Origin of the sequence: Pedomonas sp., from assembly GCF_036515995.1 — a bacterium.
Taxonomy (GTDB): Bacteria; Pseudomonadota; Alphaproteobacteria; order Sphingomonadales; family Sphingomonadaceae; genus Pedomonas.
In genome coordinates, this window is record NZ_DATBUP010000007.1 from 1 (window position 1) to 15,270 (window position 15,270).

At 62.6% G+C, this 15,270-nt stretch carries 16 protein-coding genes; 5 read left to right on the top strand and 11 right to left on the bottom strand.

Going from position 1 to position 15,270, the window contains the following annotated elements; all coding sequences use genetic code 11:
• The 3 genes from VIG90_RS00460 to VIG90_RS00470 form a co-directional block, all read left to right on the top strand.
• Positions 1-897: AI-2E family transporter (locus VIG90_RS00460; RefSeq protein ID WP_331591386.1), on the top strand; the 897-nt coding region annotated here is incomplete at its 5' end.
• Between the two features lie 186 nt (positions 898-1,083).
• A complete protein-coding gene (locus VIG90_RS00465) occupies positions 1,084-1,266 on the top strand; it encodes a DUF1328 domain-containing protein (RefSeq protein ID WP_414695452.1) in 183 nt (60 codons plus the stop codon).
• 111 nt (positions 1,267-1,377) lie between these two features.
• A complete protein-coding gene (locus tag VIG90_RS00470; RefSeq protein WP_331591387.1) occupies positions 1,378-2,454 on the top strand; it encodes an alpha/beta hydrolase in 1,077 nt (358 codons plus the stop codon).
• A gap of 60 nt (positions 2,455-2,514) precedes the next feature.
• On the opposite strand, the gene VIG90_RS00475 is transcribed toward VIG90_RS00470, so the two are convergent.
• From VIG90_RS00475 to VIG90_RS00480, 3 genes are all read right to left on the bottom strand, one after another.
• Positions 2,515-3,138 carry a sigma-70 family RNA polymerase sigma factor gene (locus VIG90_RS00475; RefSeq protein ID WP_331591388.1) on the bottom strand — a complete coding sequence of 208 codons (624 nt, stop codon included), beginning with the start codon at positions 3,136-3,138 and terminating at the stop codon, positions 2,515-2,517.
• A gap of 12 nt (positions 3,139-3,150) precedes the next feature.
• Positions 3,151-3,447 carry a NepR family anti-sigma factor gene (locus tag VIG90_RS19830; RefSeq protein WP_414695453.1) on the bottom strand — a complete coding sequence of 99 codons (297 nt, stop codon included), beginning with the start codon at positions 3,445-3,447 and terminating at the stop codon, positions 3,151-3,153.
• Positions 3,448-3,529: 82 nt separating this feature from the next.
• Positions 3,530-5,302 (bottom strand): histidine kinase dimerization/phosphoacceptor domain -containing protein, encoded by a 1,773-nt coding sequence (locus VIG90_RS00480; RefSeq protein WP_331591390.1) that lies wholly within the window; start codon positions 5,300-5,302, stop codon positions 3,530-3,532.
• Between the two features lie 686 nt (positions 5,303-5,988).
• On the opposite strand from VIG90_RS00480, the gene VIG90_RS00485 reads away from it, so the two are divergent.
• Positions 5,989-6,492, top strand: a complete 504-nt coding sequence (locus tag VIG90_RS00485; protein ID WP_331591391.1) for a DNA starvation/stationary phase protection protein — start codon at positions 5,989-5,991, stop codon at positions 6,490-6,492.
• Between the two features lie 115 nt (positions 6,493-6,607).
• On the opposite strand, the gene VIG90_RS00490 is transcribed toward VIG90_RS00485, so the two are convergent.
• The 3 genes from VIG90_RS00490 to VIG90_RS00500 all read right to left on the bottom strand — a co-directional run bounded on the left by VIG90_RS00490 (position 6,608) and on the right by VIG90_RS00500 (position 11,211).
• Positions 6,608-7,243, bottom strand: coding sequence for a ferritin-like domain-containing protein (locus VIG90_RS00490; protein ID WP_331591393.1), 636 nt, complete (start codon positions 7,241-7,243; stop codon positions 6,608-6,610).
• Between the two features lie 105 nt (positions 7,244-7,348).
• Positions 7,349-9,559, bottom strand: coding sequence for a hypothetical protein (locus VIG90_RS00495; RefSeq protein WP_331591394.1), 2,211 nt, complete (start codon positions 9,557-9,559; stop codon positions 7,349-7,351).
• Between the two features lie 341 nt (positions 9,560-9,900).
• Positions 9,901-11,211, bottom strand: a complete 1,311-nt coding sequence (locus VIG90_RS00500) for a glycosyltransferase (RefSeq protein WP_331591395.1) — start codon at positions 11,209-11,211, stop codon at positions 9,901-9,903.
• Positions 11,212-11,658: 447 nt separating this feature from the next.
• Here VIG90_RS00500 and ligD point away from each other — a divergent pair, with 447 nt between their 5' ends.
• Positions 11,659-12,531 (top strand): non-homologous end-joining DNA ligase, encoded by an 873-nt coding sequence (gene ligD, locus VIG90_RS00505; RefSeq protein WP_331591396.1) that lies wholly within the window; start codon positions 11,659-11,661, stop codon positions 12,529-12,531.
• A 7-nt stretch (positions 12,532-12,538) separates the two neighbouring features.
• On the opposite strand, the gene VIG90_RS00510 is transcribed toward ligD, so the two are convergent.
• The 5 genes from VIG90_RS00510 to VIG90_RS00530 all read right to left on the bottom strand — a co-directional run.
• Positions 12,539-12,982 carry a DUF421 domain-containing protein gene (locus VIG90_RS00510; protein WP_331591398.1) on the bottom strand — a complete coding sequence of 148 codons (444 nt, stop codon included), beginning with the start codon at positions 12,980-12,982 and terminating at the stop codon, positions 12,539-12,541.
• A gap of 10 nt (positions 12,983-12,992) precedes the next feature.
• Positions 12,993-13,496, bottom strand: coding sequence for a hypothetical protein (locus tag VIG90_RS00515; RefSeq protein ID WP_331591399.1), 504 nt, complete (start codon positions 13,494-13,496; stop codon positions 12,993-12,995).
• Positions 13,497-13,635: 139 nt separating this feature from the next.
• The gene (locus VIG90_RS00520) at positions 13,636-13,953 is read right to left on the bottom strand and encodes a hypothetical protein (RefSeq protein ID WP_331591402.1); all 318 of its coding nucleotides are present in this window, start codon (positions 13,951-13,953) and stop codon (positions 13,636-13,638) included.
• Positions 13,954-14,300: 347 nt separating this feature from the next.
• Positions 14,301-14,726 carry a DUF4142 domain-containing protein gene (locus VIG90_RS00525; RefSeq protein ID WP_331591403.1) on the bottom strand — a complete coding sequence of 142 codons (426 nt, stop codon included), beginning with the start codon at positions 14,724-14,726 and terminating at the stop codon, positions 14,301-14,303.
• A 254-nt stretch (positions 14,727-14,980) separates the two neighbouring features.
• A partial coding sequence (locus VIG90_RS00530) for an OmpA family protein (RefSeq protein ID WP_331591404.1) occupies positions 14,981-15,270 on the bottom strand: 290 nt, incomplete at its 5' end.

Consider the following 15,270-nt stretch of genomic DNA (forward strand, 5'->3'; position numbering starts at 1 on the left):
ACCGGTTTTTCGCCCACGTCGGCGGCCTTTGCCGCCACGCTCGTCGGCAGTTTCACCATTGGTCTTCTGCTGCTCGTGCTGGTGCTCATCGGCGCGGCGCAGTTGAAGGAATTCATCACCTACGTTCCGGAGTTGATCACCCGCGTCGCCCGCCTCCTGCGGGATCTGCTGGGAGACGGGCCGTTCCGTGCATGGGCACCCTCGTTCGCGGTCACGGATCAGGGCCAGGTCAGTCCTGACGTCCTCATCGGGCAGGACGTCACCCGCATCGCCCCTTACGTCTTCGGCCTGACCGGCTCGGTCTGGAACATCGTTTTTGTTTGCCTGCTGACCCCGTTCATCGCCTTCTATCTTCTGAAGGACGGCAAGCTCCTCATGCGCCGGGCCGGGTCGTGGCTCAGCCGCCATCACGCGCTGGAGCTGAAGCTGTTCCGCAAGCGGGCCAAGCGCCGCCTGATCGACTTTGTGAAGGGCCAACTGCTGCTGTGTCTGGTCCAGTCCATCTTCCATGCGGTACTGCTCACCGCCATCGGTCTGCGCTTCGGTTTCATTCTGGGCGTGGCGACGGGAATCGCCTCTGTCATCCCGGTGCTGGGCAATTTCACATTGTTCATGACGTCCCTTATCGTTGCCCTGTTTCAGGGGGAGGGGTTCTGGCTGCCGGTGGGCGTCATCATCATCTTCGGCCTCAGCGAACTGCTGGAGACAGTGGTCCTCGCCCCCAAGCTGGTGGGCACGCGCATCAACGTCCATCCGCTGTTCATCATCATGGTGCTGGTGTTCGGCTTTGCGGTGTTCGGCATCATCGGCGCCCTGTGCGCCCTGCCATTTGCCGCCATCATGAGTACGTTCTTCGATGCGCTGGACAAGCCCAACCCCATCGAGAAGACGCGCTAAAGCAGCTTTCGAGCAGGGTGAAACACCCTGCGCTTAAGAAAGTGCGATCAGCGAAGAGCTTAGAGCCGCGATCTGATGCAATCAGATCGGAAAAGGCTCTGAAGCCCAGCCGCGGCATCAGAAAAGTGTCGGCAGCGGAACCATCTCTGCGATGAGTTGTTGTGATCTCTGCATCGATCACGGAGAATGGAAATGCTTTATTGGGCAGCCGCTTTTTTTATTATTGCGTTGATTGCGGCGCTGTTCGGATTCTCCGGCATTGCCGTTGCCTCTGTCGGCATTGCCAAGATTATCTTCTTCGTATTTTTGGTTCTGTTTCTCATTAGTCTCGTGCTGGCCCTGTTCAATCGGAAGCCGCCTGCGGTCTGACATTTTCACAGAGAAAAGAAGAGAATACCGGACACCTGCCGGTTCCGTGCGTTGACAGTCCAGGCCACCCTTTTCTAGCCTCCACCCTTGCGGCAAGGGGGAGACGCTATCGTGGCCGAATGGACGCATCATTACGCCCGTATCAACGGGCTCGACATGCATTATGTCGAACAGGGCACAGGCCCGCTGGTCATTCTGGCGCATGGGTTTCCGCACAGCTGGTTCAGCTGGCGGCATCAGATCCCGGTCATTGCCGCGGCGGGCTTTCGCGCCGTCGCGTTTGATCTGCGCGGCATGGCGGGAACAACCGGCCCGGATGACCCTGCCGGCTACGATGTCAACCACACCGTTGGCGATCTCATCGGCCTCCTTGATCATCTGGGTGAGGAGAGGGCGGTCTTCATCGGCCTCGATTTCGGCCTGTTCTCGATTTACGACCTTGCCTACCACCACCCCGAGCGCATGCACGCCATCATCGGCCTGGGCAATCCGGCATGGCCGCATGATCCGGCCCGCTCGCCCCTCACCGAAGCGGCGGACATGGCACGCCAGCATTTCTACCACATCCATTATTTCGTCGATCAGCCGGGCGTTGCCGAAGCGGCGCTGGATGCCGCGCCGCGTGAATTTCTGAAGAGGGTATTTTACGCCCTGTCTGGGGACTTTCATTACATCGATGTCTGGCAGCATCCGCCCGGCACGCCCTACCTGGAGGCCTTGCCCGAAGCGCCGCCGCTGCCCTGGCCGTGGCTGAGCGAGCTGGAGCTGGAATTCTTTGTGGAGGCTTACGCCCGCCGGGGCTTCCGGGGCGGCCTCAACTGGTATCGCGCCATGGATCTGCGCTGGGAGCAGCGCCGCCGGTTCGAAGGCGTGCCCAATCCCGTGCCATTCTATTTCCTCACCAGCGAGAACGACACCGATATGGAGGCGTTCCACGGTGAAGACCCGCTGGCCCAGCTTCCCCGCCAGTATTCGGACCTGCGCCGCGTCGAGGTTCTGCCGCGCGCCGGGCACATGCTCCAGATGGAGCGCGCGCCCGAAGTGAGCGCCATCATTGCCCAGTGCCTGCAAGATCTCAAAACCCGGGGCGATATTCCTGAATGCCCCGAGTGGCGGCGTCTGCGAATTTCCGGGCCTGGCCAGACCCAAAAAAAATGCCGTGCGCGCCTGTTGCGTGCACGGCCCTGAGCCGGTTGGCTCCTGTCAGAGTCTGTGTCTCTTGAAAGGCGCTGGCCGCCGCTCGTTCGCCTAGCGCGAGGTGACGCGCGTGCCGGCGTAACGGTTCTCGATCACTTCCACTTCGTTCAGGATCACGTCCGCCGTCTCGGCCTTTTCATTGTCGTCCTGACCCATGCGGCTGCAGATGTTGCCGCTCTCGATCAGGCCCGCCAGTGCTGCACGGGCGCGGGCGACGCGGCTCTTCACCGTGCCGATGGCCACGCCGCAGATCTGCGCGACTTCCTCATAGGACAGGCCGCCTGCGCCCACCAGAATGAGGGCTTCGCGCTGTTGCTCCGGCAGCACCTGAAGCGCGCGGTGCAGGTCGCCCAGTTCAAGGTTGCCGTCCTGGCTGGCGGAGATCACCAGCACGCGTGCGGCGCGTTCCTCGTCCCAGTCGCTGGTGAAGCGCCTGCGTCTCATCTGGGAGATGTAGCTGTTGCGGAGAATCATGAAGGTCCATGCCTTCATGGAGGTACCGGGCTCAAATCGGTCTCGTGACGCCCATGCCTTTGTCAGGGCATCCTGCACCAGATCATCCGCCGCGTCCCGCTGGCCTGTCAGGCTTCGAGCGAAGGCGCGGAGGTGGGGCAGGACCGAAATAAGCTCCGATTTGAAGTCGAATTGCAGCGCCGGTTCGGAGCTGGATGCCATTTCAACCACCTGCTACTGTTGGCCCGAACCACTTTTTTTCTCGGCCTCCTCGAGGCGACCGAGCAAAGCAGTGAATTCTTCAGGTATGGGCTCATTGAGGACATCGTCGTAAACAGCTCGAAGGCTCTGCGTAACGCGATTTACCAGCCCTGAGGTGGAAGTATATTTGGAAGCACGCGACACCCATGGGGCGCCTGCGCCTTCCTGCTTTTTGAGTTTTTGGGCCCGCCCTTCCATACTGCGCACTTGTCGTCCAACCCGCCGTGATCCACTCTGGGGTTTAACGACCTTGCTTGGCTTTGGTTCCATGATTCCTGCCTGCTTCCTGATGCAGATGAATTAACTATAAACCGAATTCGCCCCAAGTCCCGGCCAAATGCCGGGGGGCGGCCTACACGCCGGACGAACCGCGCGCGTGGAACGTGATTTCCCACAGGGAATCCTTGCGGCTGCGGCCACGGTGGTCCAGCTGCTTGCGCAGCACGTTGACCAGCTTCTGGCTCACGTCCTCCACCTTGCCGTAGTCCTGCTCCGAAATATCCTCGAGGCCGGTCAGCGTCATGGTCACGACGCCACTCAGCCGGTCGGCGCTCAGCCGCAGCACCGGGCTTATATCCTGATCGGTCTGGATATGGTTGAGCGCGCGCACCCACTCGCACACCAGCAGGGCTAGCGGCACCGCCTGGTCGATGGGCAGCTCGCACGGGCTCGTCTCCAGCCGCAGCCCCTTCACCAGCGCCGAGGCGTTGTCCTGCCCGCGCAGGCGCTCCAGCAGGTCCGAGAGGCTGTTGGCGAAGTCGATCATGTCCGTCCGCATGCCCTCGTAGAAGCGGCGGTGGACGATGGCGATGGCCAGCACCCGCTGGATCAGATTGTTGAGCTGGGAGATGTCCTCTTCCCGGCCCGCTGCCCGCGCCTCAAGGTTCAGGAGGCCGAGGATGATTTGCATGTTGTTGTTGACGCGGTGATGCAGCTCGCGCCGCAGGGCCCGCTCGCGCGCGGCCGCATGCAGCAGGTTCTGGTTGATCTCCGCAAACGAGCGCGCCATCCGGTTGAACGACACGGAGAGCGAGCGGATTTCCCGCGCCGCATGCGATTGCGGCTTGGCCCGCACCGCCAGGTTGCCGTTGGCGTAGGCGAGGAACGTCTTCTCCAGTCCCGCCATGGGCCGGGTGACGAAGTGGTGGAACAGCCACCAGATCGCCGCCAGGATCAGCAGCATCATCAGCAGCGAGCCGGCAATGCCGCTCAGCGCCACGAACAGCGCCATGTCCCGCATGGAGGCGGTGGGCGCGGCGGCCACCAGCAGCATCTCGGATTCCGCCAGCTTGCGCACGATGTACAGCCGCTCGGTGCCGTCCCGTCCCGCCAGCGCGGTCGAGGCCGTGGCGTTGGCCAGCGGGGTCAGCGCCTGCGAGGGCAGCCAGTCGCCGCTGTGCGGGTAATCCCCGGCCAGCGTCAGGTGGTGCCCGTCCTTGTCGATGAGCGCGATGGCGATCTGCGAGGGCAGGGTCAGGTCGGTGGTGGCAGAGGTGAAGGCCCGCACGTCGATGGCGGCGATGAGCTGGCCCTTGGATTCGGTGCCGTTGTCGGTGATCCACGGCATGGCGACGAGCCCGACCGGCCGGTCGCCCGGCTCGTTGGCAGGCACAAGGCTCACAAGGCTCGAGGACTGGCGGAAGGCGAACCGCTCGGGCGAGATCTCGACCGACAGGTCATCGCCATAGCGGCACACGGTCTGGCCGAGCGGACTGATGGCCTGAAAGCCCACCAGATACCGGGCAAGCGACGGGCTGGGCTGGGCTTGCGGCATGCACTCCCGCACTTCGCCGCTGCCGGCCTCGTCCAGCGCGGCGCTTCCGCCGGCGCCTTGCAGCAGCGCGCGGGTATCTTCCAGCAGACGGTTCTCGCGGGCCGATACAAGCTCGGCGGCCAGAAAGACCGTCTGCTCAAGCTGGTCGCGATAAGCATCGTAGGAGCGATTGGCGGCGTAGATCGCCAGCAGCAGGAACGGCGCAAGAGACAGGAGGATCAGCAGCGACAGCTGCTCCCGGAAGCCGAGACGCTGTCTGGGCGCGCGCGTGCGCGCGCCTTTGCCGAGGCCAACAGCCCGCCATGCCGTTTTGGGCTGCTTCTTGCGCACAAGATCTGGTGCGGTGGTCAACAGCGTCCTGCTCCCCGGGTCGTCCTGGCAATTATGCACTCGGCCCCGTCCAGCTTCGTCTTGAGTATAACAGTCTTGGTATTCTTGGCCAGAATGGTTAAGCCCATATTAATTTTAGTTATTTTACGTCTGGCAATGGTGGGGAGCCTGCCGCGTTCCAGGCTGCGCCTGTCTCGCTTGCCTGGCTCCGGCCTGCATGGCTTCGGGGCACAGCGCGGCAACCACAAGCCGGCGCGCCAGCCTTTGCTGCGGCAACCGGAAGGCGGGCACCCCGCACGATGGCTGGATCCTCTCGGTTTCAGAGTCGCCCCCCAACCAAATCCGCCCCCTGACACACCCTGACCCGACCATGTCGTCATGATCGAGCCGGTATGAAACCGCCTGCCATAGTATACGCTTTCTACGTTCAAGTAAGTCGATTGTTTTTGTTGCTTCGCTCCTGCGGCAACCCGCCTGACGGTATCCCGCGCTCCTGCTCTGCGGCGACCCGCGTTGTATCCAAATCCTCGAGGACAGGTTTTTGTTCCTTCAGGTCATCGACATGCGACCCTCCAACGCACCCGGCCATCCTGTCTCAGTAGGTAGTCCAATCACGCTGCGTTTCGAGGAACGGGGGCGGGGGTGTGGCGTTAGCCGGTCAGTCAGGGCCAAAGAGGCAGGCCTGGACCGAGGAAAGGAGTCCCCCCGTGATCACCAATGAACCGACCCATACCGCCACCGTGGAAACCGTCGACACCGGCATCGATCAGGCCATGATCGGCCGTCTGGCAGACGCTCTGTGTCAGGCTGTAGCCGATACCTTCAGCCTGTACCTCAAGACGCTGGGCACCCACTGGAACGTCGTCGGGCCGAATTTTTACGGCATCCACAAGCTGACCCAGAAGCAATATGAAGATCTCAACGAGGCGCTCGATGAACTGGCCGAGCGTATTCGCGGCCTTGGCTACCCGGTCCCGGCCGGTTTCACCGAGTTCCGTGACATCAGTATCATCGAGGTGGAAAGCGCCATCAAATCCTCAGATGAAATGCTGCGTGCCCTAATCGCGGACAACGAGGCGCTGGCCAAGCGTTTCCGTGAATTCTCCAATGTGGCGGCGGATGCACAGGACAAGTTCACCGAAGACATGCTGATCGGCCGCATCGGCGCGCACGAGAAGAACGCCTGGATGCTGAAGGCCGTGCTGGGCTGATATGGTCCGATCGGCTGGTTGCCTCTGGTTGCCGTCTCCGGCGCGTGGTTCTCCACCCGCGCCGGGAGCGGCTCTGCATCAGTCCCGGCAAATTCGCCCCCCAACAAGCGAACCTCTAGCGAATACGTCCCCCGTCTTCGTCCTCATCCTCATCGTCTTCGTCAAAATCGTCTTCAAAACCGTTGCGCTCTTCGCCGATGCCGTTGCTCAGGTCTGAGGCCTCATCACCATCGTCGTCGTCATCTTCCTCAGCATCTTCATCGGCGGAGGCGGGGTTGATGACGCTCTCGGCCAGATGGGTCAGCAGTTCGTCCGTTGCGTACACATCGTCCAGATCGGCGGAAAGAACCCTGGCGTCCTCCTTCAGCTTAAGCGCCTCGGCCAGCGCCCGCGCCGTGCCGTACCCGGCAATGCCGTAGTGAGCCATGCGCTGAACCTGCGCCACGATCACCACGTCGCGGGCGGCCTCCGTCAGCGGCTTGTCCAGCCCGTCTTCGCGCGCCTGCGCCACCAGCCCCTGCATCGCCCGGCTCCGGTCGGGCTCTTCTTCCTCGCTGTGGCGCATCAGCAGCTCGCGAATTGTGCGGTTGTGATCTTCCAGTCGCGTCACCACACCGTGCAGCAGGCTGCCAAGCCGGGCATCGCCCGCCGTCTCGGCCATCTGGGCGATCATGTCGCGCATCTGGTCGTTGGCGCTCCACATGTCCTTCAACTGGTCGACGTAAACCTCGAACAGCGTGTTGTCTTCCATCGGGGTTTGTCCTCCAAGCAAGGAGGGCGGAACGGAGTGATCCGTTCCGCCCCCTGTGACGTTGCCCGGGCAGGGCCCGGGCAATCGCCCGACGCTTCGTTCCGGTTATTTCCGTTCAGAAGTGCCCCGGCTGCCGGAGGTCGAAGACGACTTTTCCGAGCCGGAAGATGTGCTGCGGCTGGTCGAGGCGCTGCGGCTGGTGCCGGAGCTGGACGACAGCTGTGCGTTGTCGGACCCGGAGTCCGTGTCATCGCCCAGACCGCGGGAGCCGGACTGCTCCGAGGACCCGCTGCTGCCGGCCTGCGTCGAGCCCGACATGGATGAGCCAGCGGTGGACTGGCTACCATAGCCGGACTGGCTACCGGAGGACGGGCTGCCGGATGTCTCACCCGTCGTCGACAGGCCTGACATCGAGGACGACGAGCCTGCACCCTGCTGGCCCGAACCCTGACCCATCGAACTCTGGCTGCCCGAACGCTGGCGACGCCAGTCGTCGAACTCGGAGCTGAAGCGCTTCTGCCGCTCCTTGCGCCACTCGTCATAGTCCTGGTCGAAGGCCTTCAGCTGGCTTTCGCGCCAGTGGTGATAGTCTTCGTCCGCATGGCCGCGGTGAGACTGCTGCTGGCCTCCATAGCCGCTCTGGCCGCTGAAGCTGCTCTGGCTGCCGTAGCCCTGGCTGCCGTACTCCTGGCGACCGCCGCCGAAACCGGCGCTCTGGCTGCCGTAGTCCTGGCTGCCGGTGTAGCCATGGCTGCCGCCGCCGCCGCTGATGCCGCCGGCACCCATGCTGCCGCCGCCGATGCCAGCGCTGCCCAGACCGCCGTAACCCTGACCGTAGCTCTGGCCGCCATAGCCCTGACCACCCTGGCCCTGACCATAGCTCTGGCCGCCGCCCATGTGGTGGCTGCCCATGTAGCCCGGGCTGTAGCCGCCATAATTCTGGCTCTGCCAGTTCTGGCCGGTGCCAAGCCCACCGTAGCCGTAGCCGCCCTGACCGGCGGAGCTGCCGCCGTAGCCGCCGCCTCCGCTGAAGCCAGTCTGACCCTGGCCATAGCTCTGGCCCTGACCATAGCCCTGGCCTTGGCCAAATCCACCCTGGCCACCGGAGCTGGCGCCGTAGCCGCCATGGCCGTAGCCACCCTGGCCATAGCTGCCCTGACCGTAGCCGCCCATGGTGGAGCTGCCCATGCCGCCGTAGCCATGGCCACCCGACGTGCCCGAGCCGCCGCTCATGCCGCCGTAGCTCTGGCCACTGTAGCTGCTGCCGCCGATGCCGCTCGGGCTCTGACCGTAGCTGCCGGTGCCGCCGCCCATGCCGCCCTGGCTCTGGCCGCCGAAGCTGCCCTGGCCGCTCTGGCCGCCGTAGCCGCCCTGACCGCCATAGCCACTCTGGCCGCTCTGGCTGCCGAAACCGGAGCCGTAGCCGCTGGCATAGCCTGCGCCGCCGTAGCTCTCACGGCCGTAACCCTGACTGCCGTAGCCGCTCTGGCCCGCGCCGCCGTAGCCGCCCGTGCCGTAGGTGCCCTGCTGCTGGCCGCTCTGGCCACCGAACCCGCTCTGGCCGCCTTGGCTGAAGCTGCCATAGCCGCTCGGGTTGAAGCTGCCGAAGCCCGGCTGGCTGCTCTGGCTGCTGGTGCCCTGGAAGCCATAGCTCTGGCCCACTGCGCCCGCGCTGCGGCTTTCGCCAGGAAGCCCGCTCTGGGTGCCGAAGCCGCCGCTTCCGGTGAAGCCGCCGTAGCTCTGGCTGCCATAGGTGCCGTAACCGCTGCCTTGATTCTGGCCGCCCTGGCCTGCGCCGCCGTAGCTCTGGCTGCCATAGCCGCCATAGCCACTGCCCGGGCTGTACTGGCTCTGGCCATAGCTGCCCTGGCCTTGGCCTTGGGTGTAGTGGCTCTGGCCGTAGCCGCTCTGTCCCGGCTGGCCATAGTTTTCGCCGGCCGTGCCGCCGCCATAGGTGCCGCCCGTGGACTGGCCATAGCCGCTCATGCCGGTCTGGCCGTAGCTGCCGGCAGCCTGTCCATAGCCGCCCATGCCGCCGCCCAGAGTGCCGCCGCCGGCCATGCTCTGGCCAGAGGAGAAGCTCTGGTCGCGCTCGCTCTGATTGAAGTCGCCCGAGCCGAAGTCCTGGCGCTCACGGTGGCTGTAGCCGCCCTGAGTGCTGCTGCTCTGGCCTTCCTGGTTCGATCCGCTCAGCTGGTCCTGTCCGTAGGTGCCCTGCTGTCCGTGCGACTGGCCCTGCGACTGGCTGGCCGAGGTCGAGCCCGGTGTGCGATGTTCTTCCGACTTGCTGCCGCCGTACTGATCCCGCTGGCTCATAATCGTCTCCTGATGATTTTCCGGGGGTGGAGGTTTTGGAAAAACTAACGCGGCTGGCGCGGGCCTCGTTCCAGCCGATACCGCCTGCACCCGGGTTAAACGGCGGATATTCGGCAACGCTCCGGCGCGTTGCGGCAGGCCGAAAAAATAATGGTACGGCCAAAGAAGTTTTCGCGCCCAACTTGGCTAGCGGGGCAGGCGCCTGCTGCGCGTGAAACCACGGCACACACACATGAAAAGGGCGGCCCTTGAGGGCCGCCCTTTGGCTCTGCTTTTTTTACGTTTTACGCCAGCCTTTCCCCGCGCTGCTTCTGGCGGGCCACCCTCCGGCATCTTCTCGATCAGGGTGTCGTCCCGGCAATCGAGGCGGGCGGCGTATCGGGCAGGGTAGTCCCCATTGCCGTGGCCGCTGCCGTTGCCGCGGCCTTGGCCGCAACGCTCGCCGCACGATCCACATAAGCGCCGGCCGTATCCGCCAGACGCTGGGCGGAACGTTGTCCCAGTCGCGCACTCCGCTTGGCGACGTCGCGCTGCTGCACGTCGCTGTCCCGTGCCGCACCCTGCTTGCGCAGCTGCGCCACCAGCTTTTCCAGGCGCGGCAGTTCAGCCTTCAGCTCATCCATGGTCAGCGCCGAGCGCTGCAGCTCCGGGCTGGCCGCCTCCAGCAGCTGCCAGGCCTGCCCGAAGCTGGGGGAGGCCCACGCGGTGCGCAGCTGGGTCGGTGTAATCTTCAGCGTGGTCGCCCAGGTCAGCGGCAGGGCGGCCGGCCACAGCCCCCGCAGCGTCCTGCGCCATTCGGCGCGCTTGCAGGCCATGGCCACCGGCTCCAGCAGCGGATCGCACGGCAGCTCCGGGCAGTCGGCCCGCGCCTTCAGCGTTGCCGCCATGCCGCCGTCGGCACGCCCGGCAAGGCGGCTGGAGGTGTAAGCGATCACATCCCGCGGGAAGCGCACGCGGGCGTTGCTGCGCTCCAGCGCCGCAATGAAGGCCCGGTCTTCGCCGCAGGGGATGGGCGGCACGCCGCCGCACTTGTGGTACGCCTCGCGCGTTGCCGCAAGGCTCGCGCCGAGAGTGATCATGTGGCACGGCACCGGATTGTGCGGCTGCGGGTCCAGCGTGGCGTACAGCTCCGCCAGCAGGTCTTCGTAGCGGCATTCCACGTCGGTGCGGTCCTTGAGCGCCTGCGGCCAGTCGCTCTTTTCCGCCGGGTTGTGCTGGACGAAACCGCTCACCGCATCCGCGCCGGTGGCAATGTGCTTGCGCGTCATCGCCAGCCAGTCGGTCGTCACTACCGCATCGGCGTCCGTTGTCAGCACAATGCCGTGCGGGGCGGCCAGCCGCGCCGCCGCGTCCATGGCCAGTTTGCGCGCCATGCCGGCATGGGCCAGGTTCCTGGGCAGCTTGATGTCGGTAAAATAAACATCATGCTTCAGGTTGGCCTCCAGAGAACGCAGCACCGTCAGCGTGCCATCGGTGCAATTGTTGAGCAGCAAGACGATGGCATAATCATCGGTCGGATCGGCCTGATGATCGAGCAGCTCAAGGCTGCGCGCGATGTAACGTTCTTCGTTGTGAACTGGAACGCCAATGACGGCGGAATATTTCTTCTGTTCCGTCCAGTGCGAAATATGCGCCAATTCGAGGAGGGGCATTGACGATTAATCCTTTTACAACGGGGGTAGGACAGTGAAAGCCTACCTGTCCTTCGTGTTCCAAACGCGATAATTTGCCCACGGTTCCGTTGCCAGAACGGTACGTCACGAACCTCGGCAGGTGGCGGAATTTGGCGGGTCGAGGCACCGGGTGCGGCCCCGCTCGGGAGTGCTCCAATGCGCCCGCTCGTGCACGCCTGTCTCTGGGTCAGTCTCGTACTGTACTAAGGGATGGGAACCGGAGCGCTGCGGTTCAAGCCCTGCGCTGCGCCCTGTCGCGTGGGGTCATGGCCGCAAGGTCGCGGCAACACGTCGAATCCGTATGCAAAACGTGCGGAAACTTGCCAAAACCGTGCACAGACACGACAAAAACGTGCAAAAACGTGCACATGTGTTCCAAGCCGGTTCTCGTGCGTTATCTTCTTGAACAGGCAAAGGAATTTCAGCATGTCTGATGCCATGGGCAGCATTCTGACCAGCCCCGGCCGCATTCTCTGGCCGGATATCGGGCTCACCAAGCAGGGCCTTCTGGACTACTACGAGGCGGTCTGGCCGTGGATGGAGCCGCATCTCATCAACCGCCCCATCGCCCTGTTGCGTTGCCCTCAAGGCATTGACTCCGAATGCTTTTTTCAGAAGCACGCCAGCCAGTCCCTGCCCGCCGGGCTCCGCACCGTGACGCTGGACGAAGCCAATGCCGCCGCCCCGGTCATCGATGATTTCGCCGGCCTTGCCGGCCTTGTGCAACTGAGCGCGCTTGAGCTGCACCTCTGGTCTGCCCCCGCCAGCAACATCGAACACCCCGATCAGTTGATTTTCGATCTCGATCCCGATCCTGGGATACCTTGGAAATCAGTGATCAAGGCCGCGCTTCTGATCAAGGAAGAGATTGAGAACATGAAGCTTTCGCCCTTTGCAAAAACTTCGGGCGGCAAGGGTTTGCACGTTATTGCACCCCTTGATGGCACGACGGAGTGGGAGGAAATCCGGCAGTTCGCCCAAGGGTTTTCCAAGAAACTCGCGGAGGAAAACCCCCAGTTGCTCACTGCCCGCTCGGCAAAAGACGAACGCGAGGGCCGTATTTTTCTCGATTACTTACGAAATGGCCGCGGCACCACTTCAATTGCTACCTACTGCCCCCGCGCCAGAAAGGGCGCGCCCGTCGCCACGCCCATTTTGTGGGAAGAAGTCGAAGCGGGAATAATGCCGAACGCCTTCAATGTTTCAAACCTCCCGGACCGGCTGAAGTCGATGCAGCAAGACCCCTGGCATGGGTTTGACGCTGCCCGCCGTGCTTTGCCGCGCCAAGACTTCGCGTGAGTTGATTTTACTTGGAGGGAATGATGGATATCTCGCCGTTCGTTTCGAGAACGGCGTAACGGATCTGCTCCAGACGCTCCAGGCCGTGCTTCAGGCGGGCGGATTCCATGATGTCCGACAGGTCGACACGGGCCTTGCGCATGGCGTCCACTTTGAATTCCCCGTTGTCGATTAGGATGGTTGGTACCCCTTGGATATAGGCGTCTATTCTGCGGAACCGCAGACGCAACAGTGAGAGGCCGACATCAACCGTCACCAGTGTCACGAATACCAGAACGGCGTTGGTCAGGGAGTAATCATCCCCAATCAGGGCCTGCTGTACGGATTCGCTGATTATCAGCAGAACCACCATGTCGAAGTTGGTGATATTTCCCAGGCTGCGCCGGCCAGCAATACGAAAGACGATGAGCAGCGCCACGTAAATGGCAATGGTGTTCAACACCGAAGACATGCTCGTCACCTCATGGCAAGACCAGGGGATAATGGGTTGGCAGGGCCTGCCCGTTCACGCGGGGTGCAAATTCCAGCGGGCCAATCTGACGCGGACGAACTGTCATGCTGACTGTCGCCCGGTTATGGGGCGCGGCAAAGACAAAGGTGTGCGCCTCTGGTCCGCTGAAGGCAACGATAGGGGTCGGTTGGATATTCTGAAGCCTTGCTGCCTCCATATAGCTTGAAGGCAGGGCGAGGGTGGCGCGTCCACCTTTACTCGGTATTTCGAAGCTGACAGTGGCATCTCCGCCCCGGCGCACCACTAGGTCATAGGTCGTGACCGCCTCGCCGGATCGCGCCGTGACGGAAACCAAGGGGCCATTGCCGAGAAGACCAAGAAATCCGCAGACGCAGAACAACAGCATGATCCACCAGCCGACCCGCTGAACCCGCCATGTGGCGCGCTGGACGTCCATCTGTTGATGGAGTTCCTGAATGCGGCGGGGCGAGTCTAGGATCGGATCGGTAGCCATCACCTCGCGGAACGCTGATGCCTGGCTTCTGTTCCGCTAAGGTCATGACATGCAGAGATAGCTGTTGCGCATAACGAAAGTGCTCCGCCTCATTGAGGCGGAGCACTTTGCCGAATTTCGGTTTGTCGACCCGGCGTAATTACTGGTTGTTCTGCGGGGTCGTCGTCGTTGTCGTGGTGGTGCTGCCATCAGGCGCGGTCGTGGTCGTGCCTGCAGCGTCGTCCTGGGCGCGCTCAACGTCGGCCTTTTCTTCCAGAACGTCGGCCTGCTGTTCGCCCGCCTCACGTGCCTGATCGGCCTGATTTTCCAGCGTATTTGCACGCTGGTCAGCCGGGTCCGGCATCGTGGTCGTATCGGTCGTCGTCGTGTCAGTTCCGCTTTGGTTGGCGCCCTGATCACAAGCGGCAACAAGGAGCAAAGCAGCAACCGAACACAAAGGGAGAAGAGTCTTTCCCATAACAGCCTCCAGATGGTTAACCGCAGCTAAAACATTCTGTGGGAGAAAAAGTTCCGCTAAAACGGGTCGTTACAGAATGATTATGTGTCAAAAAAATATTTTATTATCAATAACTTGGCACGTTCAGTTGGTGTTCATCATTACAGGCGCGTGCGCTTTAATTAATGCTGAAAAATAGCGCATATTTCATCGTGCTTTAGATAAGGCCATGCAATCTGGCAGATTGACGTGGCAAGTAGAAAACAAAAGATTTTTTCCTGTCGATGCGCCTCTAAAGAGGAGCCGCTGCATCCAATGGAAAAGGACGCAGCGGCTCCCAGCAATTAAAGCCGATTTGAAACGGAGGATTACTGGTTCATTTTTTGAATCTGCTCCAGATGCTGCTGAAGCTTTGGAAGTGTTTCAGCGGCGAACTGGCGTAGCCGCTCGTCGGTCCCCGTTTCCGAGTAGGTCTGGTAGAGTTGCACCGCCATCTGATGGGCCTCAAGCTGAGCCGTGGCATAGAGCTTGTCGAACTCTGCACCGCTCGCTGCCGTCAGATTTTCGATCTGGCGGCGCTGCTTGGGTTCCATTTCCACTTTTTCACCAGGGGCCTGGCCCGCGCCCCGTGCGACGGAAACAAGTTTCTGATCGGCACGGGTGTGATCATCGATCATCATGCGCGCAAAGTTCTTCAGCGCAGGCTGTGTCGCCTTGTCCAGCGCCAGCCGGCTGCTTTCGATCTCGAAAGCGTTACTGGCACGCGCCGTTTCGATGAAGGTCGCAACAGACATGGACTGTCCTGTCTGCATGCGGCCCGGCGTGGCGCCGCCACCTGGAGGGGTCGGCGTCGTTCGGGTGGCCGAACTTCCGGGCGACTGGCCTCCGGATTGAGCATAAGTCTGACCTTGATCGGCAGACGCCTGCCATGCAGCAAACATGCATGTGGTGATGATCGCGATACTTGTCGTTCGTTTCATCATCAAAGCCCTTCGTGCAGGAAATCGTACGAGGCCGCAGTCGGCTGCCGATTTCGGGTCAATAAAGGTTACTTGGTGCGGATCTCGACGCGGCGGTTCTGCGGTTCGCGAACACCGTCGGCGGTGTTAACGAGCGGCCGGGATTCGCCGAACGCCTCGACGCTGATGTTGCCGGACGCAATGCCCTGCCGCTGCAGGTAATTGCGCACCGCTTCAGCACGGCGCTTCGAGAGGCCTTCGTTATACTGGTCGGTACCCGACCGGTCAGCGTGACCTTCCACCACGATGGACGGGTTGCCGCCCTGGCGGAACTTCTCAACGGCCTGCTGGAGGACGTTGGTCGCCTCCGGCGTCAGAC

Coding starts and splice junctions, on each gene's coding strand:
- VIG90_RS00465 (WP_414695452.1), top strand. CDS start 1,084: ATGGAAATGCTTTATTGGGCAGCCGCTTTTTTTATTATTGCGTTGATT.
- VIG90_RS00475 (WP_331591388.1), bottom strand. CDS start 3,138: ATGGCATCCAGCTCCGAACCGGCGCTGCAATTCGACTTCAAATCGGAG.
- VIG90_RS19830 (WP_414695453.1), bottom strand. CDS start 3,447: ATGGAACCAAAGCCAAGCAAGGTCGTTAAACCCCAGAGTGGATCACGG.
- VIG90_RS00490 (WP_331591393.1), bottom strand. CDS start 7,243: ATGGAAGACAACACGCTGTTCGAGGTTTACGTCGACCAGTTGAAGGAC.
- VIG90_RS00495 (WP_331591394.1), bottom strand. CDS start 9,559: ATGAGCCAGCGGGATCAGTACGGCGGCAGCAAGTCGGAAGAACATCGC.
- VIG90_RS00500 (WP_331591395.1), bottom strand. CDS start 11,211: ATGCCCCTCCTCGAATTGGCGCATATTTCGCACTGGACGGAACAGAAG.
- ligD (WP_331591396.1), top strand. CDS start 11,659: ATGTCTGATGCCATGGGCAGCATTCTGACCAGCCCCGGCCGCATTCTC.
- VIG90_RS00510 (WP_331591398.1), bottom strand. CDS start 12,982: ATGTCTTCGGTGTTGAACACCATTGCCATTTACGTGGCGCTGCTCATC.
- VIG90_RS00515 (WP_331591399.1), bottom strand. CDS start 13,496: ATGGCTACCGATCCGATCCTAGACTCGCCCCGCCGCATTCAGGAACTC.
- VIG90_RS00520 (WP_331591402.1), bottom strand. CDS start 13,953: ATGGGAAAGACTCTTCTCCCTTTGTGTTCGGTTGCTGCTTTGCTCCTT.
- VIG90_RS00525 (WP_331591403.1), bottom strand. CDS start 14,726: ATGTCTGTTGCGACCTTCATCGAAACGGCGCGTGCCAGTAACGCTTTC.